Below are 24,266 nucleotides of genomic sequence, written 5' to 3' on the forward strand. Positions count from 1 at the left end.
AGGCGAGGCGTTCGACCGCCCCCCGTCAGGAGTGCGTGCCGCTGCGCTCGCGAGCCGCGCCCGAGGCGATGCCGGCGATCACGATCAGCACGAACACCGAGAAGAGCGCGTGCAGCAGCCCGAAGTGCTCGCCCAAGAAGCCGATCAGGGGCGGCAGGCCGAGGAAGGCCACGTAGCCGATCGTCGCCACGGCACCCACTCGCGCTGCGGCGTTCCGCGAGTCGTCGGCCGCTGCCGACAGACCCAGAGGGAAGCCGAGGGCGGCGCCGAAGCCCCATAGCACGACTCCGATGACGGCGAGCCACAGCATGGGCGACAGGATCACGAGGAGGAGCCCGATGATCGCCGACACCGCCGAGGCACGGAGCATCAGCACGCGGCCGAAGCGGTCGACGAGCGGTGATCCTGCGATCCGGGCGATGGTGATGGCGGTGACGAAGATGAAGAAGATCGCCGTGCCGGTGGCGTTGTCGACGTGGTGGCCGTCGACCATGGCCAGAGCCAGCCAGTCGTTGGCCGAGCCCTCGGCGGCGGCCATGCCGAGCACGACCAGGCCGATGAGGATCGTGGAGGGCATCGCCCAGATGGCCAGGCGGCTGCGCCACGACGAGTTGCGTTGGACCTCGGCGGCGGCCTTCTCGGCGTGGCCCAGATCTTCTGACTGGAATCGTCGGCTGTAGACGAGAGCGCCCGCCACGATCACGAGCCCGATGATCGGCACGTGCGCGCCGACGGGGATGTTCAGCTGTTCGCAGAGGGCGCCGAGCACCGCGCCGACCATCGTGCCGACGCTGAACGAGGCGTGGAAGAGCGGCATGACCGTCTTGCCGATGACCCGCTCGGCAGCCGCCGCCGAGACGTTCATCGCCACGTCGCAGGTGCCGTTGCCGAAGCCGAAGACGGCCATGAAGACGATGATGCCCCAGAAGCCCCCGCCGAGAGAGGTCATCAGGCCGCCGCCGACCATGCCGACGCCGACCAGGGCCATGGACAGCTGCACGGTGCGCCGCGCCCCGAGCCGGGCGATGATGTGGCTCGAGATGGTGACGCCGACGATGGAGCCGACGCTGATGCCCCCGCCAAGAATCCCATTTCGATGGTCGAGGCGTGCAGGATGTCGCGCACCGACGGCACGCGCCCCAGCCAGGTCGAGATGCCGAAGCCCGAGAGCGCGAAGATCACGAAGACCGAGTTGCGCCAGCGCACGACGTCGCGCCGGGTGAGGCCGCCGTCGTAGGTGCGGGTGTCGAGAGAGGTGGAGGTCGCCATTGGTCTGCTTCGTGCTCGGGATCGGTGCTCGGGACGCGTGCCGGAGATCGGCTGTCGAATCGTATCGAATCGATTCGACTCGCATCACGCTAACAACGCTCGTCGCACCATCGCAAGCCCTTTCTCGAATCGATTCGACTAGCATCGGGTGTCATGTCCGACGAACGCCCGACCCTGGCCGCCGTGGCCCGGCGCGCAGGCGTCTCGGCCTCGACCGCGTCGCTCGCGTTCAACAACTCCGGCCCGGTGGCGAGCGCGACCCGCGAGCGCGTCCTGGCCGCCGCGTCCGAGCTCGGCTACGCCGGCCCCGACCCGCGGGCCCGCTCGCTGCGCCGCGGTCGCTCGGGCATCGTCGGCGTCGTGCTCGAAGAGGCGCTGCGCTACGCCTTCCGCGACCCGATGAACGTGCTGATGCTCGACGGCATCGCCGACGTCGTCGGCGCCGCCGGCATCTCGCTGCTGCTGCTCACCGAGGCGGGGGCCGGCGACTCCAGCCTGATCGACGCGCCGATCGACGCCGTGGTGCTGTTCGGCTGCAGCCCCGTCGTCGACGAGAAGGTCGAGATGGTGCAGCGCCGCGGCATCCCCGTGGTGGCGATCGAAGGCCGTCCCCGCGCGGGTGTCGTCGACGTCGGGCTCGACAACCGCGAGGCCACGCGGGCGCTGGCCCAGCACCTGCACGACCTCGGCCACCGCGACGTCGCACTCGTGACGCTCGAGTTGGATCGCGATCGGCGCCGCATGATCCTGTCGCCCTCTCTGATCGCGGGGGCCACCTCGTTCACCGCTCTCGAGCGGATCCTGGGCGCCGCCGACGTCTACCCCGGCATCTCGGGCCGCGCCACCCTCGGCAGCATCGTCGAGGAGGGGCGGCTGGCCGGGCTCGAGCTGCTCTCACCGGGGGCGCCGGGGCCTCGGCCGACGGCGATCATCGCGCAGAGCGACCTGCTTGCGGTCGGGGTGATCCGGGCGGCGATCGAGCTGGGGCTCGAGGTGCCGCAGGATCTCAGCGTGGTCGGCTTCGACGGCGTGCGCATCGACGATCCCGTGGCATCGGGTCTCACGACGATGGTGCAGCCCGCCCTCGAGAAGGGTCAGGCCGCCGGTCGAGCCGTGCTGGCGCTCCTGTCGGGCGACGAGGTCGTCTCGACGTCGTTCACCAGCGAGTTCCGCCCGGGCCGCACGACGGCGCCCCCGCCCCCGCCCCCGCCGTTTTACCTATAGGCGAGCGTTTCCCGCATAGAAGTTTCCTGTCGCGAAACGCCCGCCTATAGGTAAAACGGAGGGGGGGAGGGGTCAGGAGGTGCCGCGCAGGCGACCGATCGAGTTCATCAGGTGGTAGACGACGATCGCGGCGACGGTGCCGAGGATGATGCCGCTGAACGTCGCGCCGCCGAGAGCCACCGTGAAGTTCGCGATGCCGAAGACGAGGGCGATCGCGGCGGTGAGCTGGTTCTTCGGCTGCGAGAAGTCCACCTTGTTCTCGACCCAGATGCGCACGCCGATGATGCCGATCAGGCCGTAGAGCGCCGTGGTCACACCGCCGAGCACGCCGTCGGGCACGGTGAAGATGATCGCGCCGACCTTGGGAGAGAGGCCCAGCAGGATCGCGATGACGCCGGCGACCCAGTAGGCAGCGGTCGAGAAGACCCGGGTCGCGGCCATCGTGCCGATGTTCTCGCCGTAGGTGGTGGTCGCCGATCCCCCGCCCAGGCCGGCCAGCACGCTGCTGACGCCGTCGGCCAGCAGGGCGCGGCCGGTGAGCGAGTCGAGGTTGCGGTTCGTGAGCTGCCCGACGCCCTTCACGTGGCCGACGTTCTCGGCGATGAGGGCGAGCACGACCGGCAGGAAGCCGAGGTAGATCGCCAGGTGCGATGGCTGGAAGGACGGCGCGGTGAAGGTGGGGAGCCCCACCCAGGCCGCCTTGCCGACGCTCGAGAAGTCGACCTGCCCCGAGACGAACGCGGCGACGTACCCGACGACGACGCCCACGGAGATCGAGAGACGGCCGAGCATGCCGCGGAAGACGACGGCCGCCAGCACGACGGCGGCCAGCGTGATGAGCGCGATCACCGGCGCCTTCGCGAAGTTCGCCTCGGCCGTCGGTGCGAGGTTGAAGCCGATGAGGGCGACGATCGCGCCGCTCACGACCGGCGGCAGCAGCACGTCGATCCAGCGCGTCCCGACCACGATCACGACGACCCCGACGAGGGCGAGCAGCACACCCACGACGATGATCCCGCTGAGGGCCAGGGGGATGCCGCCGACCTTGGTGGCCGCTGCGATCGGCGCCAGGAACGAGAACGACGAGCCGAGGTAGCTCGGCAGCCGGTTGCGGGTGATCACGAGGAAGAGCAGCGTGCCTATGCCGGAGAAGAGCAGCGTCGTCGCCGGCGGGAACCCGGTGATCAGCGGCACCAGGAAGGTCGCCCCGAACATCGCCACGACGTGCTGCGCCCCGAAGCCGATCGTTCGCGGCCAGCTCAGCCGCTCTTCGGGCAGCACGATGCTCGTCGCGTCGACCGACCGTCCGTCACCGTGAAGCTTCCAGGGCAGCGCCATGCAGGCACACTACCGGCCCATAGGCAGGGCGGCCGCCCTAGGCTTGAGCCATGACCGACGTCACCACCGCCTCCGGAATCATCACCGACGCCCTCGACCCCGCGGTGAAGCCGCAGGACGACCTCTTCCGCCACGTCAACGGCAAGTGGATCGCCACCACCGAGATCCCCGACGACAAGGCCCGCTGGGGCTCGTTCTACATCCTCGCCGAGGCCGCCGAGAAGGCCGTCCGCGAGATCATCGACGAGTCGCAGGATGCCGAGCCGGGCACCGAGGCCCGCAAGGTCGGCGACCTGTTCGCCAGCTTCCTCGACGAAGGCACGATCGAGGGCCTCGGCTCGACGCCGATCCAGCCGCTGCTCGCCACCGTCGACGACGTGACTAGCGTGGACGCGCTGCTGAAGGCGGTCGGGCAGTTCGAGCTGCAGGGCGTCTCGGGCTTCGTGCAGCTCTTCGTCGACAACGACCCCGGCGACCCGGAGCGCTACATGGTCTTCTTCGAGCAGGGTGGCCTCGGCCTGCCCGACGAGTCGTACTATCGCGACGAGAAGTTCGCCTCGGTGCTCGCGGCGTACACGACGTTCGTCGAGACCATGCTGGGCCTCGCAGGATTCGACGACCCGGCCGGGCGTGCCGCTCGCGTCGTCGAGTTGGAGACCGCGATCGCGGCCCAGCACTGGGACAACGTGACCACCCGTGACAGTGACAAGACGTACAACCTCCTGCCCTGGTCGGAGGCCGCGGCGCTCGCCGACGGCATCGACCTCACGGTGTGGCGGGATGCGGTCGGGGCGCCCGACGGCGTGTTCGACGAGCTCGTCGTGCGCGAACCCTCGTTCGTGACGGGGCTCGCGACGCTCCTCGTCGACGACCGCCTCGGATCCTGGCGCGACTGGCTGCGCTGGCAGATCGTGCGCTCGTTCGCCGCCTACCTCTCGAGCGACTTCGTGAAGGCGAACTTCGAGTTCTACGGCAAGACCCTCACCGGCACGCCCGTGCAGCGCGCCCGCTGGAAGCGCGGCGTCTCGCTCGTCGAGGGCGCGATGGGCGAGGCCGTCGGCAAGATCTACGTCGAGCGGCATTTCGCCGAGGAGGCGAAGGTCACGATGGACGCCCTCGTCGGCAACCTCGTCGAGGCGTATCGCCAGAGCATCACGGCGCTCGGCTGGATGACCGACGAGACGAAGGCCCGGGCCCTCGACAAGCTCGACAAGTTCACGCCGAAGATCGGCTACCCGGTCACGTGGCGCGACTACTCGGCTCTGTCGATCGACGCCGACGACCTGGTCGGCAACATCCGCGCGACCGCCGTCTTCGGCTTCGACCGCGAGCTCGGCAAGATCGGCAAGCCGATCGATCGCGACGAGTGGTTCATGACCCCGCAGACGATCAACGCGTACTACAACCCCGGTTTCAACGAGATCGTCTTCCCTGCCGCGATCCTGCAGTTCCCTTTCTTCGACGAGAACCGCGATGCGGCTGCGAACTACGGCGCGATCGGCGCCGTGATCGGCCACGAGATCGGGCACGGCTTCGACGACCAGGGTGCGAAGTACGACGGCACCGGCAAGCTCACCGACTGGTGGACGCCCGCCGACAAGGCCGCGTTCGACAAGCTGACCTCGTCGCTGATCGCGCAGTACGACGCCCTCACGCCGGCCCAGACACCGGGCCACCACGTCAACGGCGCCCTCACGATCGGCGAGAACATCGGCGACCTCGGCGGGCTCTCCATCGCCTGGAAGGCCTACCTGATCTCGCTCGACGGCGCCGAGGCACCGGTCGTCGACGGGATGACCGGCGCGCAGCGCTTCTTCTTGAGCTGGGCGCAGGCCTGGCAGATGAAGATCCGCGACGAGGAGGCCATCCGGCTGATCTCGATCGACCCGCACTCGCCCAACGAGTTCCGCTGCAACCAGATCGTCCGCAACATCGAGCAGTTCTACTCGGCCTTCGACGTGACCGAGGCCGATGCGCTCTGGCTGCCCGAGGCGGAGCGCGTCACCATCTGGTAGGCACCGATGGCTGCGAACGGCTCGTCGCACGGCACCGACTCGCGTCGAAGCCGGCGCGTCCGCGAGCACGGGCGCCACAGCGGTGCTCGGGGCGACGAGCCGTTCGAGCGCAGCTTCCAAGCGCTCGGTGCCTTCGCGTTCTCGCATGCGCGGGTCTCGGCGTCGGCGTCGGATCTCGACACGGGCGAGATCCTGCTCGCCATCGACGAGAACGTGGCGCTGCCGACAGCGCAGGTCGGCAACCTGCTGCTGCTGATCGACGTCGCAGCGCAGGTGGCAGACGGTCGGCTGTCGCCCGTGGACGAACTCGTGCGCGACGCCGAGGCCGACGACTCGACGAAGGTCGACGACACCCGGGTCGGAGGTCTGTGGTCGTCGTTGCTGGCGCCGTCGCTGACGGTGCTCGACGCCGCCACCCTCGTCGGTGCCGTCCGCGACCCGGTGGCGACCAATGCGCTGGCGCGTCGCGTGGGGCTCGACGCCGTTCGCGCGCGCGGCGAATCGCTCGGCCTTTCGCGGACGGCCCTCCTCGACTACGCGCGGGCGAGCCGCGGCCCCGACGACGCCCCGCAGGTGTCGATCGGCTCGACCCGCGAGCTGCAGGGGCTGCTCGGCGACCTCGTCGCCGGGCGCTGCGTCGACATCGCTGTGAGCAATCGCGTGCTCGGCTGGCTCTCGACGGGCTCCGACCTGTCGATGGTGGCAGCGGCCTTCGGGCTCGACCCCGTCGGCCACCGTGCGCGCGACCACGGCCTGCAGCTGGTCAATCTGACCGGCGCAGCTGCCGGTGTGCGATCGGAGGCCGGCGCGCTGCGCGGGCCGTCACGCGGTGTCTCGTACGCGGTGACCGTCGACTTCGACGACGTCGACCTGACGACGCGGCTGCGAGCGCTCGACGTGATGCGGACGGTCGGGCTCGACCTGCTCGAGCACGTCGGCTAGGCCGTGTCTCTCGATTCACCACGGCCTGCAGCCAATTGAGAGACCCGGCCTCGACCGGGAGAGCAGGGGGCTACTGGAAGGCGGACACGGTCAGGAGCTTCACGCCGGGAGCCTTGCACGCGTGCACGCCGGAGTCCTGCACGAACAGCGACGCCTTCTGTCCGGGCGGGTACACGCGGAATCCGTCGGCAGTCGTGGGTGAGCAGGTGGCGTTGTCGTAGTTGAGGGCCTGGACGATGCGCAGCGGCGCTTTCGCCGCGGCCTTCGGAGCCAACGTGACGGTGCCGTGCGGGGATGTGCGGTCGAAGACGGCGGCGGCGCCGATCTGCGTGCCGTTGCTGTCGCCGACGAGCGAGACGCCGGGCCAGCCCTGGAGCGTGCAGGAGGCCGTGCCGACGTTGGTCAGGACGACGGATGCGTAAGTGCTGCCGGCCGCGCCGCCGTTCGCATTGTCGAGGGAGCCTCGCAAATTCGCCGTGGTGCACGCCGCGACGGTGCCGGTGCCGGTGCCGGTGCCACTGCCGGTGCCACTGCCCGACCCGGTGCCCGTGCCGGTCGTGGAGGGCGCCGTCGGCGTCGACGACGGCGTGGCGGAGTCGCTCGGGCTCGGCGTCGTGGTGACCGTCTGGGTGGCCGTCGGCTCGGAGCTCGACTTGCCGCCCGAGCATCCGGCGAGGCCGACCGCGGTGAGAAGGGCGACCGCGGCGATCGTGATCCTGGTGGTGGTGCGCATGCCCCAAGCCAACCACGCCTAGACAGGTCAGTCGATCAGCCCGAGGGACGACATCTGGGCGAGCGTCGCTACTCCGGCAGGAGGACACCGGTCGGCGTCTGCCGTCGTGACCCACGTGAGTGAGCCGACTTCGGCCGCGGGGCGCGGCTCGTCGCGCGTGTCGGCGGCGAACAGCGTCATCTCGACGAGACGCCCGTCCGGCTCGCCGTGGGCCTGCTCGCTCACGGTGAAGAGCTCGCGCACGCTCGTCCGCTCGAGCCGAACGGAGACCTCTTCGAGGGATTCGCGGATGACGGCGGCCGCGCCCGTCTCGCCGGGCTCGACCTTGCCGCCGGGCAGGTAGAGGACGTCGCGGTCGCGAGCCGTCACCATCAGCAGGCGGCGGTCGCGGACGAGGGCCAGGGCGCTGACGACGATCGGATTCACGCGTTCCATGCTGTCAGGATCCTGCGCACGCTGCGAAGCCACTCTTGACAGACCACTATGTCTGTGAAATATGCAATCTCAGATGTGGAGCAACCCGGCTCCCCGAACGAAGGATCAGCAATGACCGCAGGACTCACCCTCTCGCCCGCTCTCGTCGTCGACCCGATCGACTACCTCCTCGTCGACATCGCCACTGGCCGCCACCTGCCTGGCGACGCCGTGCACGCCGAGCAGCTGGCCCACGAGCACGGCCTCGACGTCGAGACCGCCCGCGAGGCGCTCGAAGCCGCCTGGCACCTCGGATTCGTCACGCGCGGCCCTGGGGGCGGCAGCGGTGTCGTCGCCTGGACTCCCGAGACCACGCAGCAGCAGATCCACCGCCTCGCCCGGGCCATGGTGACCGCCGTTCGGGGCACCTGCCCCGGCTCGATCGAAAGGCGCGGCCTCGTCGAGCGGCGCGGCCTCGTCGAGCGGCACGGCGACGTCGAGCGGCACGGCGACATCCAGCGGCACAGCGTCATCGAGCGGCACAGTGTCATCGACGGCGAGGGTGCGCGGATGGGCATCGTCGACATGTTCGGCCTCGCGACGCCGTGCGACGTCGACCTCTTCCTCGAGTTGGCGCGCGCGCTGCTCGGCGGCAACGCCCCGACCCTGGTCGACGAGCTCGTCGTGCCCGTCGGAGTGCTGCTGTCCGAGGCTGCCCAGGTCGTGCACGGCATCGAACTCGCCGCCCCCGCAGGCGTGCGTGACGAACTCGTCGGCGACCTGGTGCGCTGCCTCATGGACGGCGACGTCGACGGTTTCACCGCGACGCTGGCCGACTACGTCGTGGCCGTGTCGATCGACTAGGCCGAGAGCCTGTGGTCAGACCGCGTCGGCGCTGCGCTGTTCGTCGGTGTCGCGATCGGCCGGGTGCAGGGGCATCGGGGCGACCGCGGCGCGGGTGTCGGTCAGACCGAACAACGCCTCGAGCCCGTCGCGGAACTCTTCGCCGCGACCCTCGCGCGCGAGCTCGCGGGCACGGACCGACGGGGTGTGCAGCAGGACGCCGGCGAGGTGGCGCAGGGCCTGCTCGGTGCGGTCGGTCGAGTCGCCCCGGCTGCGTGCTCGGTCGATCTCGGCGTCGAGGATGTCGAAGACGTGCTTGCGCAGTGCCACCACCGCGGGCGACAGCGACTGCTCGGCTGCGACGGCGTGGAACTCTGCCGCGGCGGAGGTGACGAGCGCGCGGGCGTCGTCGGCGGCCGTCAGCTGAGGCAGGGGAGCGTGCAGGCTGATCGTCTCGAGGTCGAGCATCTCCACGCCCTCGACACGAGCGACGAGCGGGTCGACATTGCGCGGCAGACCGAGGTCGATGACCAGGCGGCGCGGGCCGGCGGCGACGACTTCGGGCACGACGAGGGGCTCGGTGGTGGAGGTGCACGTGATCAGCACGTCGCTCCAGGCGATGGCCTCGGCCAGATCGACATGTGCTTCGAGCTCGTGCTTGGCGGCGAACCACGGCGCGCGGCCCGAAGCGGAATAGACGCCGATGTCGGTCGCACCGAGGTCGCGAAGCGCCGTCACGGTGGTCGCGGCGTACTGGCCGGTGCCGACCAGCAGGATGCGAGCCTCGGCCCAGTCGGTCACCCGGCTCGACGCCAGCTCGAGTGCGAGGCGCACGAGCGAGCGCCCGGCCCCGCCGACGTTGGTGCGGTTCTTGACGCCGCGCGAGGTGTGCGAGGCCTGCTGGAAGAGGCGCTCGAGATCGCGCGACGTGGTGCCATCGGTGCGGGCGCGCTCGAGTGCACGACGCACCTGGCCCGAGATCTCGTCTTCGCCGATGACGACCGATTCGAGGCCCGAGCTGACGGCGAAGAGGTGCTCGACGACGCCTTCGCCCGTGATGACCGTCACGCTGTCGCGGAGGTCGGACGGCTCGACGCCGCTCGCATCGCTCATCGTGGCGATGGTGGCTTCGACGGCAACGGCGCTCGCGGCGGTGAGAGGCTCGTCGACGTCGAGGTAAGCCTCGAAGCGGTTGCAGGTGGCGAGCACGACGGCGCCCGAGACGAAATCGCTGGATTCGACGAGGGTGCCCGCTGCGGTGGGTGCGCCGACGCTCAACTTCTCGAGGAGGTCGAAGCTGGCGTTCTGATGAGACGCCGTCAGGCAGATGAGCACGACAGTCATGGTAACTCCGCTTCCATGACGGCGCATGGGCCCGACTCGGCGTCGAGTGATCGTGCTCTAGTGTCGGGGCGTGCTGCTCTTCCGCCCCGCCGACCCGACCGACATCGATGCGATCGTCGCCCTCGTGACCTCCGCCTACCGCGGAGACGCGAGCCACGTCGGCTGGACGACCGAGGCCGACCTCATCGACGGCCCTCGCACAGACGCCGGGCTGCTCGCCGACGAACTGGCCGACCCGGCCGGGCGGTTGATGGTCGGGACGGAAGGCGTCGAGATCCTGGCGTGCTGCAACCTGGTGCGAAAATCCGACGCGGTCGGCTACTTCGGGCTGTTCGCCGTCTCACCCGGGCGACAGGGCGCCGGGCTCGGCAAGCAGGTCATGGCCGAGGCCGAGCGGATCTGCCGCGACGACTGGGGCCTCACCACGCTCGAGATGACCGTGCTCGAACCGCGGCCCGAGCTGATCGCCTTCTACGAGCGCCGAGGCTTCGTGCGCACCGGCGAGTTCCGCGCCTTCCCGTACGGCGACCCCCGGTACGGCACGCCCCGTGTCGACGACCTCCGCATGGTCGTGCTCGCCAAGCCCCTCCGACCCCCTCTCCCCTCCGTTTTACCTATAGGTAAATCGTTTACGCACAGTTATTTCTGGGCGGAAACGACGCACCTATAGGTAAAACGGGAGGGGAGGGGTGGGTAGGGTGCGAGGCATGAGCACCGACGGCGACGACCCCCGCATTTCCACCCAGTGGCACCTCGTTCGGCGGCCGCACGGCGAGCCCACCGCCGACGACGTCCAGGTGAGGCGCGTCGAGCTGCCGGCGCTGGCCGAAGGCGAGGTGCGCGTGCGCAACGTCTTCCTCTCGGTGGATCCGTACATGCGCGGGCGCATGGACGACCGGCCATCGTACGTCCCGCCGTTCCGGCTCGACGAGGCGATGACGGGCGGGGCGATCGGCCACGTGGTCGAGTCCCGCGATCCTGCGATGCCTGTCGGCACGGCGGTGTCGCACAACTACGGCTGGCGCGATCTCGACCAGGGGCCGGCCCGCGCCTTCGCGTCCGTCGCCGAGCTGCCCGGCGTCTCGCTCTCGGTCTATCTGGGCGCGCTCGGCATGACCGGCCTCACTGCCTACACGGGCCTGACGCGCATCGCCAAGCTGAAGGAGGGCGACAGCGTCTTCGTCTCGGGGGCAGCGGGCGCGGTCGGCTCGATGGTCGGCCAGATCGCGCGCCTCAAGGGTGCGTCGCGGGTGGTGGGCAGCGCAGGATCCGACGCGAAGGTCGCCCTCCTCACCGAGAGGTACGGCTTCGATGAGGCGTTCAACTACCGGGCGGGCGACATCCGCGGCCAGCTCAAGAGGGCCGCGCCCGACGGCATCGACGTCTACTTCGACAATGTCGGCGGCGAACACCTCTCGGCAGCGCTGCACCGGCTGAACAGGTTCGGCCGGGTCGCCGTGTGCGGCGCTATCTCGGGCTACAACTCGACCGGCGAGGAGGCCGGGATCACCGGAATGACGAACATCGTGCGCCGCAGCCTTCGCCTCGAGGGCTTCACGATGGGCGACCATTGGGATCTCGCGGGCGCCTTTCGTGACGAAGTGGGCCCGTGGGTCGCCGACGGGAGCATCCAGTGGGACGAGACCGTCGTCGAGGGCCTCTCGAACGCCTTCGACGCGTTCACCCGCATGATGCACGGAGAGAACGTCGGCAAGATGGTCGTCGCCGTCTGACCTCCGCCCCGCCCCGCCCCGCCCCGCCCCGCCCGTTTTACCTATAGGTGCGGCCCCTCCGCACAGTTGTTTCCTGTCGCGAACGGGTCGCCTATAGGTAAAACGGGAGGGACGGGATGCGAGAATGCGGCACGTGATCGCGCCCGACGTCTCCGCCCTTCCTGCCACGCATCCGCTCGCCGACGGGCGCACCGCCTCGTCGCGCCTGGTGCGGGCCCTGCGCGGCGACCGCCCGGAGACGCTGCCGGTGTGGTTCATGCGACAGGCGGGCCGTTCGCTGCCCGAGTACCGCGCGCTGCGCGTCAGCACGAAGATGCTCGACGCCTGCCTCGACCCGGCGCTCTCCAGCGAGATCACCCTCCAGCCGGTGAGACGCCACGGCGTCGACGCCGGCATCTTCTTCAGCGACATCGTCGTGCCCGTGAAGCTCGCGGGGGTGGGAGTCGACATCGTGCCGGGCCGCGGCCCCGTGCTCGAGGCGCCCGTGCGCACCCGTGACGACGTCGCCCGACTCGAGCCGCTGGATCCTGCCGCCCTGGAGCCGATCGCCGATGGAGTCGCGCTCACCGTGGCCGAGCTCGGTGAAACCCCCCTGATCGGTTTCGCCGGCGCGCCCTTCACGCTGGCGGCGTATCTCGTCGAGGGCGGCCCGTCGAAGGATCACATCCGGGCGCGCACGCTGATGCACTCCGACCCCGAGACCTGGGACGCCCTGATGATCTGGGCGGCCGACACGACTGGAGCGTTCCTCCGCGCGCAGATCCTCGCCGGGGCGAGCGCCGGGCAGCTCTTCGACTCATGGGTCGGGTCGCTCTCGCTGCGCGACTACACCGAGCTGGTCGCTCCCTACTCGGCTCGAGCGCTCGCGCACATCGAGGATCTCGGCGTGCCCCGGATCCACTTCGGCGTGGGCTCGGGCGAGGTGCTGGCCGCCATGCGCGACGTGGGCACCGATGCGGTCGGGATCGACTGGCGCATCCCGCTCGACGAGGCCTCCCGCCGGCTCGGGGGCGCGACTCCCGTGCAGGGCAACATCGACCCGGCCCTTCTGCAGGCCCCGTGGGACGTGCTCGAGGCGCACGTGCGCGACGTCGTCGACCGCGGTCGAGCGGCCCCCGCACACGTGCTGAACCTGGGCCACGGCGTGAACCCCGACACCGACCCCACCGTGCTGACCCGCATCGTCGAGCTGGCGCACACGCTGTGACGACCGGCCACGACCCCGCCTCCGGCCAGCCCCGAGCCGATGCGATCGTCGTCGGGGGAGGGATCGCGGGGCTGGTGGTCGCGCGCGACCTCGGCCGCGCGGGGCGTCGCGTGATCCTGTTGGAGGGTTCGCCGAGGCTCGGCGGCGAGGTGGCACGCCACACGGTCGCGGGAATCGACCTGGACGCCGGCGCCGAGAGCTTCGCCACCCGCGACGACACCATCCAGACCCTGGCGACGCAGCTCGGCCTCGGCAACGAAGTCGTCGCGCCGGATCCCCGGGGCGCATGGGTCGTCGAGGCCGACGGGCACGCCTTCCCGCTGCCGAAGACCGGTCTCCTCGGCATCCCCGGCACGGCGATGGCCAAAGACGTCATCGATGTGATCGGCACCGGCGCAGCCCTCCGAGCCGAGGTCGACTCCCTTCTGCCGGGGTTCGTCGGTGCAAAAGAGCAGAAGCTCGGGCCGCTCGTGCGCCGCCGCATGGGCAGCGCCGTGCTCGACCGTCTCGTCGCACCCGTCGTGATGGGCGTGCACTCGGCGCACCCCGACGTGCTCGACGTCGACCGGGTCGCGCCGGGCCTCCGCGGCGCGCTCTTGCAGCAGAACTCTCTCGCCCGGGCGGTGCGGCACCTCCGTGAGATGGCCCCGGGCGGCTCAGCCGTCGGCGGCATCCGCGGAGGCATGGTGCGGCTCGTCGACGAGCTCGAGGCCGACCTCGTCACGTTCGGGGTCGACGTGCGCCTCGAAACGCAGGTGCGGTCGTACGACGAGACGTCGGTGACGCTCGCCGACGGTTCGCGCCTGGGCGCCAGCGCGGTCGTGATCGCCCTCGGCGCCCGCGACTCCGCTCGCCTCGACGGCACTCTGGGGGCGCAGGATCCGACGACCGGCCTGATCACGTTGGCCACCCTCGTCGTCGACGACCACGCCCTCGACGCGGGGCCCCGCGGCACCGGGGTGCTCATCGCCCGCACCGGCTCGCCCGACGTCGTCGGCATCCGCGCGAAGGCCCTCACTCACGCCACGATCAAGTGGGCGTGGCTCGCCGAACGCACCGACGGTCGGCACGTGCTGCGGCTCAGCTACGACTCGCCCGTCGTCGATCGCTCCACCTCCGACGCCGAACTGGCCGGGATTGCGACCGAAGACGCCTCCAGGATCCTGGGTATGCCCCTTGCGGAGGCCTCGGTCGAAGGGTTCGGGCGCGTCGAGTGGGACGCCCCCTATCGCCCTCCTTCGGGCGCCGCCTCGACCTCGGCCACCGGCGTGATCCGCGTCGGCGGGGCCATCGCCGGCCGCGGCCTCTCGGGCGTCGTGAAGGACGCCCGCGCGAAGGCCGCCGCCCTCCTCGACCCCGGCGCCGCGTAGCTCAGTTACAGGCGCTTCGCGGCTCGTCCCGCGGCATACATGCCGATCCCGGCACCGCCAACAAGGACCATGGCGGGTATCAGCACTTGGATCGGACCGTCAGGTGCGCGGCAGACCGTCAAGACCACGGACACGATCACCGATACGACGGCGGCGACGATGGTGGGGACGATGGCGGCCCTATGGCCCTGGGTCCAGGCTTCGTCGCTGGACATGGTCGACGGGATCCGTATCCCGGCTACCGCGTTACGGGGAATGACTCCTCGGGCCGGCAGGACGGTCATGAGGACGGTCAGGACAGCGATTCCGGCAAACAAAAAAGGCATGTGTTCGCACCTCCGCTGACCAGTCTAAGCAGAATAAATTCCCCATGTCAGATCTTACGGAGAGGCTGGAGTCGGCTCTGCTGGCACCCTTGGTGTAACCCGTGCGGAAAAGCCCCGGCAGGGCGGACTAGCCTAGGAGGGCGCTGACCGGTGGTCGGCGCTCACAGACTGTGGAGGCTTCATGCGAGGCAAGCTGATCTTCGTCGCCGGGCTCGCGGCCGGGTATGTCCTGGGCTCGCGCGCCGGCTACCACCGCTACGAGCAGATCGTTGCCGGCACCTCCAAGATCTGGAACAGCCGAGTCGTGCACAAGCAGGTCGTCAAGGCCGAGGGTGCCGCCGAGGCTCTCCTGCCGCGCGTCGTGACCGGCCTCTTCCACTTCGCGCTCTGGGGCGTGAAGAAGATCCTCGGCATCCAGACGAAGCCGCGCACCTCATCGGGCCCCCGCTGACGCGTACCCTCCCCATCCGCCACGAGAACGTCCTGAGAGGGAACACATGACCGAGTCGACCCGAGCCGACGGAATCCATCACGCCAAGAAGCCCCGAGGGCTGATCGGCCTGCTCGGCGACATTCCCACGCTCGTGAAAGAGCTGGTCAAGGGCGAGCTCGAGCTGCTCAAGAAGGAGCTCATCGCCAAGGCGAAGGTGTTCGGAATCGGCGCGGGCCTCATCGTCGGCGCGCTTCTGTTCCTGTTCCTGATGCTGCTGTGCTTGATCGGCGCCGGCATCTTCGCCCTCTCGCTCGTCATGCCGGGCTGGCTCGCAGCGCTGCTCGTGGCGGCCCTGTTCCTCGTGATCGCGGGCGGGCTCGGGTTCCTCGGCTACACGCAGATCAAGAAGGGTCTGCCGCCGCTGCCCAAAAAGACCATCGACAGCGTGAAGAGCGATGTCAAAGCAGTGAAGGGTGTCGGGCGAATCCCGCGCTCTGACGTAGGAGGACGGTTCTGATGGCCAGCATCGAAGAAATCCAGGCATCGGTCGACCGCACGCGCGCCGAGCTCGCGGCGACGCTGAACGAGCTCGAAGACAAGCTCAACATCCCCAAGCAGCTCGGCATGGCCGCATCGAAGGCGAAAGACAGCTTCGGCGACGACCCGAAGCCGTGGCTGGCCGGCGCTGCCGCTGCCGCGGCTGCCGTGGGCGGCTTCGCTCTGCTCGCCCTGCGTCGTCGCTGAAGGGTGCCGTCGAGGGTCACGCCGCCGCTGATTCCTCGACGGCGAGCGGTGACGTGTGCCCCGATTCCGTGCTTCCAGCCGGACGAGGGATGATAGACCAATGAATTCCAGCGCCGACGCGCACACTGCACCCGACACCGACACCGACACCGAGACCGCCGCAACCGAGACCCTGGGCTACACCCTGTGGACGGTGCTCCGTCGTGATCCGGCCCGCCCCTCTGCGTTCGATCCGAGCCACGCAGCCGAGCTCGACTCCATCGTTGACGAACTGACTGCGTTCGGTGTGACCGTGCGCGGCTTCTACGATGTCTCGGGTCTCAAGGCCGACAGCGACATCATGATCTGGCTGCACGGCAGCGTGCCCGAAGACATCCAGTCGGGCTACCGCAAACTGCTCAGGTCGGCTTTGCTGACAAACCTGCTGCCCACCTGGAACGCCATGGGCATGCACCGCGAGGCGGAGTTCGCCAAAGACCACAGCCCCGCCTTCATGCGCGGCAAGGAGCCGGAGACCTGGCTCACGGTGTACCCGTTCGTGCGCAGCTACGAGTGGTACCTGCTGCCCGACGAGGAGCGCAGCAAGATGCTTCGCGACCACGGAATGAAGGGCGCCGCGCATCGCAAGGTTCTGACGAACACCGTGGCGAGCTTCAGCCTCGGCGACTACGAATGGATCCTGGCGCTCGAGGCCCCCGAGCTCGTCCAGCTCGTCGACCTCATGCGCGACCTCCGCTACACCGAGGCCCGGATGCACGTGCGCGAAGAGGTCCCCTTCTACACCGGCCGCCGCATTTCCACGGCCGAGATCGGCGAGGTCTTGAGTTGACGAACATCACCAACGGCGCCGTCGGCACCACGGGCGAGCTCGTGCTCGGCGCGACGCCGGCCGCAGCTGGGGGCCCGGAGTGGGTCTCCGAGCCCACGGCCTACGACGCGATCCTGCTGGCCGGCTTCGGCGGGCCCGAGGGGCAGGACGACGTCATCCCCTTCCTCCGCAACGTCACGCGCGGTCGAGGCATCCCAGAGGAGCGCCTCGAAGAGGTCGCCCACCATTACCGGCACTTCGGCGGCGTCAGCCCCATCAACGAACACAATCGCGAGCTGAAAGCGGCTCTCGAGGCCGAGCTGGCACGTCGCGAGATCGACCTGCCGGTGCTCTGGGGCAACCGCAACTGGGAGCCGTACATCCCCGACGCCGTGCGCGAGGCGAACGAGCGCGGCTTCACCAAGCTCATCGCCATCGCGACCAGCGCCTACAGCTCGTACTCGTCGTGCCGGCAGTATCGCGAGGACTTCGCGATGGCCCTCGAGTCGACCGACCTGCTCGGCACCGTCCAGATCGACAAGGTGCGCCAGTTCTTCGACCACCCCGGGTTCGTGCAGCCGTTCATCGACGGCGTGCGCGACGCGCTCACGAAGGCGAAGAACGAGATCGAGGGGCTCGACCTCGCGACCGAGGTACAGGTGCTCTTCTCGACGCACTCCATCCCGTCGTCCGACGCCTCGAAGAGCGGCCCCGCCGCCCGCGGCTTCGACGACGAGGGTGCCTACGCCGCGCAGCACCGCGCGGTGGCCGAGGTCGTCATGGCCGCAGCCGAGGCGGCCCTCGAGCTCGACTCGTCGACCTCCGTGCCGTGGCAGCTCGTCTTCCAGTCGCGCTCCGGCCCGCCCACGCAGCCGTGGCTCGAGCCCGACGTCAACGACGCGATCCACGCCCTTTCGGGCGGGCCGACCAAGGCCGTCGTGATCGTGCCGCTGGGCTTCGTGAGCGACCACATGGAGGTCATGTGGGATCTCGACAACGAGGCCCTCGAATCTTGCGAAGAAGAGGGCTTCTGGGCGGTTCGCACGCCGACGCCGGGCATCGACCCGGTCTACGTCACCGGTCTCGTCGACCTGGTGCTCGAGCGCCGCGACGGTGTGCCCGCCGGCGACCGGCCGCACGTGACCGACCTCGGGCCCTGGTACGACGTCTGCCGACCCGGCTGCTGCGAGAATGTGCGCCTCGGCTTCAAGCCTGCGGCGTCCGGTCTGGTTCCGTAGGCTCGATGCGATGACAGCTCTTCGAATCGGCACACGCGGTTCCGCTCTGGCGGTGGCCCAGTCGACCCTCATGCGCGACCGGCTGGCCCAGGTGACCGGGCGCGACGTCGAACTGGTGACGGTCACGAGCGAGGGCGACCGGTCGTCGGCGAGCCTCGCCACCCTCGGCGGCACGGGTGTCTTCGCCAGTGCGCTGCGCGAGGCCCTCCTGGCCGACGAGTGCGACCTGCTGGTGCACTCGCTGAAAGACCTGCCGACCGCTCAGCATCCGGGTCTCACCCTCGGGGCGATCCCGACGCGGGCCGACGCACGCGATGCGCTGTGCGCTCGTGACGGGCTCACGCTCGACCAGCTGCCCGAGGGCTCTCGCGTCGGCACCGGCTCGCCGCGTCGGGTCGCGCAGCTCAAGTCGAGGCGTCAGGATCTCGAGGTGGTCGACATCCGCGGCAACGTCGACTCGCGCCTCGCCCGCGTCGGCGACGACCTCGACGCCGTCATGCTCTCGGCGGCCGGCCTCACCCGGCTGGGCCTGATCGAGCAGGCCACCGAGCTCTTCGGCCTCGGCTTCTGGCCGAGCGCCCCGGGCCAGGGCGCGCTCGCGATCGAGGTGCGCGACGGCGATGCCGGGCCCGATCTCGCGAAGGGTCTCCACGCTCTGGACCACCGCGAGACGCGTCTGCTGGTCACGGCCGAGCGCGAGGTGCTCGCCGGGCTCGAAGCCGGCTGCGCTGCGCCGATCGGTGCGACCGCTGTCGTCGACGCCGGCCTGCTGCTGCTGAGCGCCACGGTCTACCAGCCGGACGGCACCGCTCGCCTGAGCTCGTCTCACGGCGTCACCCTCGAGTGGGGCTCGCTCGCCTCGCAGCTGGCCGACGTGCACGAGGTCGCCGGTCGCGTCGTCGACGAGCTGCTGGCCAACGGCGCGGCGTCGCTCGCTCCGCTGGGCGGGTCCCTGTGAGGGGCGGCTCACGGTGACGAACGACACGGACCGCATCGTCGACGTCGAGAAGCCACTCAAGGGCGTCAGCGTGCTGGTGCCGCGCGGCGGCAAGTGGGGCGACAACGTCTCCGCCATGCTTCGTTCGTTCGGCGCGCACCCCGTCATCGCCCCGCTGATCAACTTCGCCCCGACCGAGAGCGCCCACGAGTTGATGGTCGCACTGCTCAAGCTCGAGGCCGGCGAGTACGACTGGCTCGTCGTCACCAGTGCGACGACCGTCGACGTGCTGATGGGCAACAGCATCCGGCCCGCGCCGACCACGCGCATCGCGGCCGTCGGCGAGACCACCGCCGCGGCCCTCGGCCTCGCCGGCATCCGCGTCGACTTCGTGCCCGAGAACGACAACTCCGCCCGCGGCCTCGTCAAAGAGCTGCCGCACACTCAGATCCACGGCCGCGTGCTCGTGCCGCAGTCCGACCTGGCCGAGCCGACGTTGGTGAAGGGCCTCACCGACCGCGGCATCGACGCCGACTTCGTGGCCGCCTATCGCACCGTCGGTGTGCCCGTCGATCCTGTGATCCGCGACAGCGTCGCCGGCGGCTCCATCTCCGTCATCCTGATCACCTCCGGCAGCGTGGCCCGGCAGATCGCCGCTCAGCTTGCACCGCTGCCCGAGAGCGCAATCGTCGCCTGCATCGGCCCCCGCACGGCCTTCGACGCTCGTGCCGCCGGCCTGCCGGTGCACCTCATCGCCGAGACCCGCTCGGCATCCGCCCTCGTCGAGGCCGTCGTCGAGCACGCGCTCGCCGGCTGGCCCTCCACCACCGAAAGCTGATCATGTCTTCGTTCCCCGCCGTGCGCGGGCGGCGCCTCCGCGCCACCCCGGCTCTTCGACGCCTCGTCGCAGAGACCCGACTCCACCCCGCCGACCTGATCCTGCCGATGTTCGTGCGCGAGGGCATCACCGAGCCGGTGCCGATCGCGTCGATGCCGGGCGTGGTGCACCATTCGCTCGAGAGCCTCAAGCCGGCGCTCGCGTCGGCTGTGGAGGCGGGCATCGGCGGCGTCATGCTCTTCGGCGTGCCACTCGACGACAAGAAGGACGCGGTCGGGTCGGGCGCGACCGACCCCGAGGGCATCCTGAACGTCGCCACCCGCGTCGCGGCCGCCGAGGCGGGTGACGCGCTGGTCGTGCAGACCGACCTCTGTCTCGACGAGTTCACCGACCACGGCCACTGCGGCGTGCTCGACAAGAACGGCTACGTCGACAACGACGCCAGCCTCGAGCGCTACCGCGACATGGCGGTCGTGCAGGCCGAGGCGGGCTCCGAGCTCGTCGCGCCCAGCGGCATGATGGACGGCCAGGTCGCTGCCATCCGCGACGCGCTCGACAGCCACGGCTTCGGCAACACGGCGATCCTGGCTTATGCGGCGAAGTACGCGAGCGCGTTCTACGGCCCCTTCCGCGAGGCCGTGCAGTCGTCGCTCGTCGGCGATCGGCGCACCTACCAGATGGACAACGGCAACCGCCGCGAGGGCATGCGCGAGGTGCAGCTCGACCTCGACGAGGGCGCCGACATCGTGATGGTCAAGCCCGCCATGAGCTACCTCGACGTGTTGGCCGACACCGCTGCGACCAGCGACGTGCCGGTCTGGGCCTACCAGATCTCCGGCGAGTACTCGATGATGCAGGCGGCAGCCGCTAACGGCTGGATCGATCTCGACGCAGCCGCCTACGAGAGCGTCCTCGGCATCAAGCGGGCCGGTGCCGACGCGATCCTGACGTATTTCGCCGTCGACCTCGCCCAGCGCCTCCGCGGCCTCGGCGACCCGTCGCGCGCCATCCGCTAGCTCTGCTGCACCTCTTTCGAAAGGCTTCAGGATCGTGACGACCCAGACAGCAAACGACCTCGCGTTCTCTCGCGCCAAGGCCTCCATCCCCGGCGGCGTGAACTCGCCGGTGCGGGCCTACGGCTCGGTGGGCGGCACCCCGCGATTCCTCGTCGACGCGCACGGCCCGTACGTGACCGACACCGAGGGCCGCGAGTACGTCGACCTCGTCGCATCCTGGGGCCCCGCGATCCTGGGGCACGCGCACCCGGCCGTCGTCGATGCCGTGCGCACCGCGGCGGGCCACGGCCTGTCGTTCGGTGCGTCGACGCCGGGCGAGACCGAGCTGGCCGAGATCGTGCGCGAGCGCGTCAGCGTCGGCTCCCAGAAGCCGATCGGCAAGATCCGCATGGTGTCCACCGGAACCGAGGCGACCATGACGGCGATCCGGCTGGCCCGCGGCTATACCGGCCGCGACCTGCTCGTGAAGTTCGCCGGGCACTACCACGGTCACTCCGACTCGCTGCTGGCCGAGGCCGGATCCGGTCTCGCCACGCTGTCGCTGCCGGGGTCGGCCGGCATTACCGCCGAGACGGCCGCACAGACCCTGGTGCTGCCCTACAACGACCTCGACGCCGTGCGGAAGGCGTTCGACGAGAACTCCGAGCGCATCGCCGGCGTGATCGTCGAGGCCGCCGCCGCCAACATGGGCGTCATGGCGCCCGAACGCGGGTTCAACCGCGAGCTGTCGGAGATCACCCGCCGGGGCGGTGCGCTGCTGATCGTCGACGAGGTGCTGACCGGCTTCCGCGTCGGCAGCGCCGGCTGGTGGGGCCTCGAAGCCGCTCGGGTCGTGCCCGACGGGGCCGGGTGGGAGCCCGACCTCATCACGTTCGGCAAGGTCATCGGCGGCGGCATGCCCTTGGCTGCCCTCGGCGGTCGGGCCGAGATCATGGACTTTCTCGCGCCTCTCGGCCCGGTCTACCAGGCCGGCACGCTGAGCGGAAACCCCGTGGCCGTCGCCGCCGGCATCGCGACGCTCCGGCTCGCCGATGCGGCGATCTACCGGCGGCTCGACGAGGTCGCCGACATCGTGTCGCGCGAAACCTCGGCGGCGCTCTCGGCCGAGGGTGTGGCGCACTCGGTGCAGCACGCCGGCAACCTGTTCTCGTTCTCGTTCACCTCCGCGGCGCCCCGCAACTACGACGACGTGCGCGCGCAGGAGGCCTGGCGTTACCCGCCGTTCTTCCACTCGATGCTCGACCAGGGCGTGAATCTGCCGCCGTCGGTGTTCGAGGCGTGGTTCGCGACCGCGGCGCACGACGACGCGGCGATCTCTCGCATCCTGTCGGCGCTGCCGTCGGCGGCTCGTGCCGCCGCTGCGGCCGTCGCGCCCCAGTAGCCCCCGCCCGGGCGGCCCTGCCGGCGCACTCTCGCGCTGGGCGCAAGCCCTCGCCGCCGGCGCGAACCCTCGCGCTGGGCGTAAACCCTCGCCGCCGGCGCGAACCCTCGCCGTCGGCGCAAACCCTCGCGGCCGGGCACCGAGCAATGCCTAGGCATTGCGCCGATGCCGTCCAAGAGGGTTTCGCGGTGAGCCTCCTGTCCTCCACAGGCCCCGCTCGCTGCACAGCTGTCCACAGATCGCCATCGTGGCCCGGACGACGGTTCGAATGCCGTCCACACTCGTCGCATGTCTTCCGAGCCACCGCCCCTGCCCATCCGGTCCGCCGAATTCGAGGCGGGCGGCCTGAACAGTCGCGGGCTTCGGCATCTCGCTGCAAAAGGGACGATGGCTCGGGTCGTTCCCGGCTCGTACATCAACGGTCTCACGTGGAAGGCGCTGGACAAGCGCGAGCGATACGCCCTCCGGGTGCGCGAACACATGGCGCGCGTCTCGCCCCGGCTGGTCGCTTCGCACTGGTCGGCGGCGGCTCTGTGGGGAATGCCCGTGATCGATTCGTGGCCCGCCGAGACCCAGGTCACCGACCCTTCGCGCAGCACGAGCTCTCGCACACCCGCGCTCCTCCGCCGACCGGGCGCCGTGCCCGACGTCGAACTCGTGCGCGTCGACGGCATCCTGGTGACGTCTGCCGTGCGGACTGCGGTCGATCTGGCTCTCGCCGAGGGCTTCGAGACCGGAGTCGTGCTCTTCGATCACGGCCTGCACGCGAAGATGTACACGCGAGAGCAGCTCGAACGCTGCTTGGAGTCGCGAACACGAGCACGCCGTCACCGCGCCGCGACCCGTGCCCTCGAGTTCGCATCAGGCGACGCGCAGTACCCGGGAGAGTCCTTCAGCCGGATCGGCATGGCGGCCCGCGGGTTTCCGACACCGATCCTCCAGCAGACGTTCTTCGACGCGCAGGGCAAGCTGTTCGCCGACTTCTGGTGGCCCGCGCACGGCATCGCTGGAGAGTTCGACGGCAATTGGAAGTACAGCGATCCACGCTTCCTCCGAGGCCGCACGGCCACCCAAGCCGTGATCGACGAGAAGCGGAGACAGAATCGGCTGGAAGCACATCCTGAAGTGCGGCGGGTCGTGCGGTGGGACTATCCCGTCGCGCGAGACCCCGACCAGCTCGCTCGGCGACTGCTGGCCGGTGGGTTGCCCCGGCTCGACCCTCGCCGCCGGCAACCGCGCAATGCCTAGGCATTGCGCGGCCGCCGCGTGCGAGGGTTTCAGCCGCCGGCGAGGGTTTCGGGGCGGGGCGGGGCGGGGCGGGGGCGAGGCGGGGCGAGGGTCAGGCGCGACGGGCCTGCCAGCGGCCTGCCGTGCGGGTGATCGTGAGCGGGAAGTCGAACGCACCCGACACGAGCTCGCTCGTGAGCACGTCGTCGGCGGCACCGGTCGCGAAGACACGGCCGTCGCGCAGCAGCATGGCGTGCGTGGTCGATGCCGGAAGGTCTTCGAGGTGGTGCGTGACCGTCACCGATGCGAGCGCAGGATGCGAGACCCGCAGCGCGTCGACCGTCTCCAGCAGGTGCTCTCGAGCGGCGACGTCGAGCCCGGTCGCGGGTTCGTCGAGCAGTAGGAGGGCAGGATCGCCGATGAGGGCGCGGGCGATGAGGGCGCGGCCGCGCTCGCCCTGTGACAGGGTGCTCCAGCGGGAGTCGAGGCGACGGGCGAGGCCGACCGAGGCGAGGAGATCCTGCGCTCTGGAGACCTCGTCGGCGCTCGCCTCCCAGCGGGGCACCGGGTCGCTCGAGCCGGTGATGCCGGTGAGAGCGACCTCGAGCACGCTGTTGTCGGCGATCATGCGGTGGCGCGGGTCGACGTGGCCGATGTGCGTGCGCAGTTCGCGCAGCTCGACGCGGCCGAGACGGCGGCCGAGCACCTCGACAGTGCCGCCGGACGGGTGCCCGAGCGCCCCGCACATGGTGAGCATCGTCGTCTTGCCGGCGCCGTTGGGGCCGATGAGGGCCCAGTGCTCGCCGGAGCGCACGGAGAGGTCGATGTGCTGAAGGAGATCGCGACCGGCACGGGTGACGCGGACATCGTCCAATGCGAGGACGAC

General features: G+C 70.1%; 26 protein-coding genes. 18 read left to right on the forward strand and 8 right to left on the reverse strand.

Going from position 1 to position 24,266, the window contains the following annotated elements; genetic code table 11:
• Positions 1-25: 25 nt before the first annotated feature.
• Together AX769_RS04540 and AX769_RS25030 are read right to left on the reverse strand one after the other, a co-directional pair.
• The gene (locus AX769_RS04540; protein ID WP_239452009.1) at positions 26-1,057 is read right to left on the reverse strand and encodes an MFS transporter; all 1,032 of its coding nucleotides are present in this window, start codon (positions 1,055-1,057) and stop codon (positions 26-28) included.
• Positions 949-1,269, reverse strand: a complete 321-nt coding sequence (locus tag AX769_RS25030; protein WP_066276443.1) for a hypothetical protein — start codon at positions 1,267-1,269, stop codon at positions 949-951. The genes AX769_RS04540 and AX769_RS25030 overlap by 109 nt, the downstream gene beginning before the upstream one ends.
• A 153-nt stretch (positions 1,270-1,422) precedes the next feature.
• Here AX769_RS25030 and AX769_RS04550 point away from each other — a divergent pair, with 153 nt between their 5' ends.
• On the forward strand, positions 1,423-2,493 hold the full coding sequence (locus AX769_RS04550; protein WP_066276445.1) for a LacI family DNA-binding transcriptional regulator: 1,071 nt from the start codon (positions 1,423-1,425) through the stop codon (positions 2,491-2,493).
• Positions 2,494-2,565: 72 nt separating this feature from the next.
• On the opposite strand, the gene AX769_RS04555 is transcribed toward AX769_RS04550, so the two are convergent.
• Complete coding sequence (locus AX769_RS04555; RefSeq protein ID WP_066276446.1) at positions 2,566-3,831, reverse strand: uracil-xanthine permease family protein; 1,266 nt, start codon at positions 3,829-3,831, stop codon at positions 2,566-2,568.
• 50 nt (positions 3,832-3,881) lie between these two features.
• On the opposite strand from AX769_RS04555, the gene AX769_RS04560 reads away from it, so the two are divergent.
• Both AX769_RS04560 and AX769_RS04565 read left to right on the forward strand, forming a co-directional pair.
• Positions 3,882-5,846 (forward strand): M13 family metallopeptidase, encoded by a 1,965-nt coding sequence (locus tag AX769_RS04560; protein ID WP_066276447.1) that lies wholly within the window; start codon positions 3,882-3,884, stop codon positions 5,844-5,846.
• A 6-nt stretch (positions 5,847-5,852) separates the two neighbouring features.
• Positions 5,853-6,788, forward strand: a complete 936-nt coding sequence (locus AX769_RS04565) for a serine hydrolase (RefSeq protein WP_066276453.1) — start codon at positions 5,853-5,855, stop codon at positions 6,786-6,788.
• Between the two features lie 70 nt (positions 6,789-6,858).
• On the opposite strand, the gene AX769_RS04570 is transcribed toward AX769_RS04565, so the two are convergent.
• Together AX769_RS04570 and AX769_RS04575 are read right to left on the reverse strand one after the other, a co-directional pair.
• Entirely contained in the window at positions 6,859-7,521 is a 663-nt protein-coding gene (locus AX769_RS04570) for a DUF4232 domain-containing protein (protein WP_066276456.1), read from the reverse strand.
• A gap of 27 nt (positions 7,522-7,548) precedes the next feature.
• Entirely contained in the window at positions 7,549-7,989 is a 441-nt protein-coding gene (locus tag AX769_RS04575; protein ID WP_239451942.1) for an NUDIX domain-containing protein, read from the reverse strand.
• A 78-nt stretch (positions 7,990-8,067) separates the two neighbouring features.
• Between AX769_RS04575 and AX769_RS04580 the strand changes: the two genes are divergently transcribed.
• A complete protein-coding gene (locus AX769_RS04580; protein WP_066276459.1) occupies positions 8,068-8,799 on the forward strand; it encodes a GntR family transcriptional regulator in 732 nt (243 codons plus the stop codon).
• 15 nt (positions 8,800-8,814) lie between these two features.
• Here the strand turns inward: AX769_RS04580 and AX769_RS04585 are convergent, their stop codons facing one another.
• Positions 8,815-10,113, reverse strand: a complete 1,299-nt coding sequence (locus AX769_RS04585) for a glutamyl-tRNA reductase (protein WP_082764012.1) — start codon at positions 10,111-10,113, stop codon at positions 8,815-8,817.
• A gap of 79 nt (positions 10,114-10,192) precedes the next feature.
• Between AX769_RS04585 and AX769_RS04590 the strand changes: the two genes are divergently transcribed.
• From AX769_RS04590 to AX769_RS04605, 4 genes are all read left to right on the forward strand, one after another.
• The gene (locus tag AX769_RS04590; RefSeq protein WP_082763485.1) at positions 10,193-10,792 is read left to right on the forward strand and encodes a GNAT family N-acetyltransferase; all 600 of its coding nucleotides are present in this window, start codon (positions 10,193-10,195) and stop codon (positions 10,790-10,792) included.
• Between the two features lie 37 nt (positions 10,793-10,829).
• Positions 10,830-11,855, forward strand: a complete 1,026-nt coding sequence (locus tag AX769_RS04595) for an NADP-dependent oxidoreductase (RefSeq protein ID WP_066276462.1) — start codon at positions 10,830-10,832, stop codon at positions 11,853-11,855.
• 124 nt (positions 11,856-11,979) lie between these two features.
• On the forward strand, positions 11,980-13,062 hold the full coding sequence (gene hemE / locus AX769_RS04600) for a uroporphyrinogen decarboxylase (protein WP_066276464.1): 1,083 nt from the start codon (positions 11,980-11,982) through the stop codon (positions 13,060-13,062).
• The gene (locus AX769_RS04605) at positions 13,059-14,432 is read left to right on the forward strand and encodes an NAD(P)/FAD-dependent oxidoreductase (protein WP_066276466.1); all 1,374 of its coding nucleotides are present in this window, start codon (positions 13,059-13,061) and stop codon (positions 14,430-14,432) included. Before hemE ends, AX769_RS04605 begins: the two co-directional genes overlap by 4 nt.
• 5 nt (positions 14,433-14,437) lie before the next feature.
• Here AX769_RS04605 and AX769_RS04610 read toward each other — a convergent pair whose 3' ends face one another.
• Positions 14,438-14,758 (reverse strand): SdpI family protein, encoded by a 321-nt coding sequence (locus AX769_RS04610; protein ID WP_066276469.1) that lies wholly within the window; start codon positions 14,756-14,758, stop codon positions 14,438-14,440.
• 181 nt (positions 14,759-14,939) lie between these two features.
• Here AX769_RS04610 and AX769_RS04615 point away from each other — a divergent pair, with 181 nt between their 5' ends.
• The 10 genes from AX769_RS04615 (at position 14,940) to AX769_RS04660 (ending at position 23,401) form a co-directional block, all read left to right on the forward strand.
• Positions 14,940-15,209 (forward strand): hypothetical protein, encoded by a 270-nt coding sequence (locus tag AX769_RS04615; protein WP_082763486.1) that lies wholly within the window; start codon positions 14,940-14,942, stop codon positions 15,207-15,209.
• A 46-nt stretch (positions 15,210-15,255) separates the two neighbouring features.
• Positions 15,256-15,708: a phage holin family protein gene (locus tag AX769_RS04620; RefSeq protein WP_066276471.1), complete on the forward strand. Its 453-nt coding sequence runs from the start codon at positions 15,256-15,258 to the stop codon at positions 15,706-15,708.
• Complete coding sequence (locus AX769_RS04625; RefSeq protein ID WP_066276472.1) at positions 15,708-15,935, forward strand: DUF3618 domain-containing protein; 228 nt, start codon at positions 15,708-15,710, stop codon at positions 15,933-15,935. The genes AX769_RS04620 and AX769_RS04625 overlap by 1 nt, the downstream gene beginning before the upstream one ends.
• Before the next feature lie 100 nt (positions 15,936-16,035).
• A complete protein-coding gene (gene hemQ, locus AX769_RS04630; protein WP_066276477.1) occupies positions 16,036-16,764 on the forward strand; it encodes a hydrogen peroxide-dependent heme synthase in 729 nt (242 codons plus the stop codon).
• Positions 16,761-17,981, forward strand: a complete 1,221-nt coding sequence (locus AX769_RS04635) for a ferrochelatase (protein WP_369824063.1) — start codon at positions 16,761-16,763, stop codon at positions 17,979-17,981. The genes hemQ and AX769_RS04635 overlap by 4 nt, the downstream gene beginning before the upstream one ends.
• Positions 17,982-17,991: 10 nt before the next feature.
• Positions 17,992-18,939: a hydroxymethylbilane synthase gene (gene hemC, locus AX769_RS04640; protein ID WP_082763487.1), complete on the forward strand. Its 948-nt coding sequence runs from the start codon at positions 17,992-17,994 to the stop codon at positions 18,937-18,939.
• Positions 18,940-18,952: 13 nt separating this feature from the next.
• A complete protein-coding gene (locus AX769_RS04645) occupies positions 18,953-19,756 on the forward strand; it encodes a uroporphyrinogen-III synthase (RefSeq protein ID WP_239451944.1) in 804 nt (267 codons plus the stop codon).
• 2 nt (positions 19,757-19,758) lie between these two features.
• The gene (gene hemB, locus AX769_RS04650; RefSeq protein ID WP_066276481.1) at positions 19,759-20,772 is read left to right on the forward strand and encodes a porphobilinogen synthase; all 1,014 of its coding nucleotides are present in this window, start codon (positions 19,759-19,761) and stop codon (positions 20,770-20,772) included.
• A gap of 34 nt (positions 20,773-20,806) precedes the next feature.
• Positions 20,807-22,153, forward strand: coding sequence for a glutamate-1-semialdehyde 2,1-aminomutase (gene hemL, locus AX769_RS04655; protein WP_066276483.1), 1,347 nt, complete (start codon positions 20,807-20,809; stop codon positions 22,151-22,153).
• A gap of 288 nt (positions 22,154-22,441) precedes the next feature.
• On the forward strand, positions 22,442-23,401 hold the full coding sequence (locus AX769_RS04660) for a hypothetical protein (RefSeq protein ID WP_066276485.1): 960 nt from the start codon (positions 22,442-22,444) through the stop codon (positions 23,399-23,401).
• Positions 23,402-23,492: 91 nt separating this feature from the next.
• On the opposite strand, the gene AX769_RS04665 is transcribed toward AX769_RS04660, so the two are convergent.
• Positions 23,493-24,254, reverse strand: coding sequence for an ABC transporter ATP-binding protein (locus AX769_RS04665; protein ID WP_204249322.1), 762 nt, complete (start codon positions 24,252-24,254; stop codon positions 23,493-23,495).
• Between the last annotated feature and the right edge of the window lie 12 nt (positions 24,255-24,266).

Source organism: Frondihabitans sp. PAMC 28766 (genome assembly GCF_001577365.1).
Lineage (GTDB): Bacteria > Actinomycetota > Actinomycetes > Actinomycetales > Microbacteriaceae > Frondihabitans.

Bases quoted from the DNA above. Each gene is read 5' to 3' on its own strand.
- AX769_RS25030 (WP_066276443.1), bottom strand. From the start codon at position 1,269: ATGGCGACCTCCACCTCTCTCGACACCCGCACCTACGACGGCGGCCTC.
- AX769_RS04550 (WP_066276445.1), top strand. From the start codon at position 1,423: ATGTCCGACGAACGCCCGACCCTGGCCGCCGTGGCCCGGCGCGCAGGC.
- AX769_RS04555 (WP_066276446.1), bottom strand. From the start codon at position 3,831: ATGGCGCTGCCCTGGAAGCTTCACGGTGACGGACGGTCGGTCGACGCG.
- AX769_RS04560 (WP_066276447.1), top strand. From the start codon at position 3,882: ATGACCGACGTCACCACCGCCTCCGGAATCATCACCGACGCCCTCGAC.
- AX769_RS04565 (WP_066276453.1), top strand. From the start codon at position 5,853: ATGGCTGCGAACGGCTCGTCGCACGGCACCGACTCGCGTCGAAGCCGG.
- AX769_RS04570 (WP_066276456.1), bottom strand. From the start codon at position 7,521: ATGCGCACCACCACCAGGATCACGATCGCCGCGGTCGCCCTTCTCACC.
- AX769_RS04580 (WP_066276459.1), top strand. From the start codon at position 8,068: ATGACCGCAGGACTCACCCTCTCGCCCGCTCTCGTCGTCGACCCGATC.
- AX769_RS04595 (WP_066276462.1), top strand. From the start codon at position 10,830: ATGAGCACCGACGGCGACGACCCCCGCATTTCCACCCAGTGGCACCTC.
- hemE (WP_066276464.1), top strand. From the start codon at position 11,980: ATGCGGCACGTGATCGCGCCCGACGTCTCCGCCCTTCCTGCCACGCAT.
- AX769_RS04610 (WP_066276469.1), bottom strand. From the start codon at position 14,758: ATGCCTTTTTTGTTTGCCGGAATCGCTGTCCTGACCGTCCTCATGACC.
- AX769_RS04615 (WP_082763486.1), top strand. From the start codon at position 14,940: ATGCGAGGCAAGCTGATCTTCGTCGCCGGGCTCGCGGCCGGGTATGTC.
- AX769_RS04620 (WP_066276471.1), top strand. From the start codon at position 15,256: ATGACCGAGTCGACCCGAGCCGACGGAATCCATCACGCCAAGAAGCCC.
- AX769_RS04625 (WP_066276472.1), top strand. From the start codon at position 15,708: ATGGCCAGCATCGAAGAAATCCAGGCATCGGTCGACCGCACGCGCGCC.
- hemQ (WP_066276477.1), top strand. From the start codon at position 16,036: ATGAATTCCAGCGCCGACGCGCACACTGCACCCGACACCGACACCGAC.
- hemC (WP_082763487.1), top strand. From the start codon at position 17,992: ATGACAGCTCTTCGAATCGGCACACGCGGTTCCGCTCTGGCGGTGGCC.
- hemB (WP_066276481.1), top strand. From the start codon at position 19,759: ATGTCTTCGTTCCCCGCCGTGCGCGGGCGGCGCCTCCGCGCCACCCCG.
- AX769_RS04660 (WP_066276485.1), top strand. From the start codon at position 22,442: ATGTCTTCCGAGCCACCGCCCCTGCCCATCCGGTCCGCCGAATTCGAG.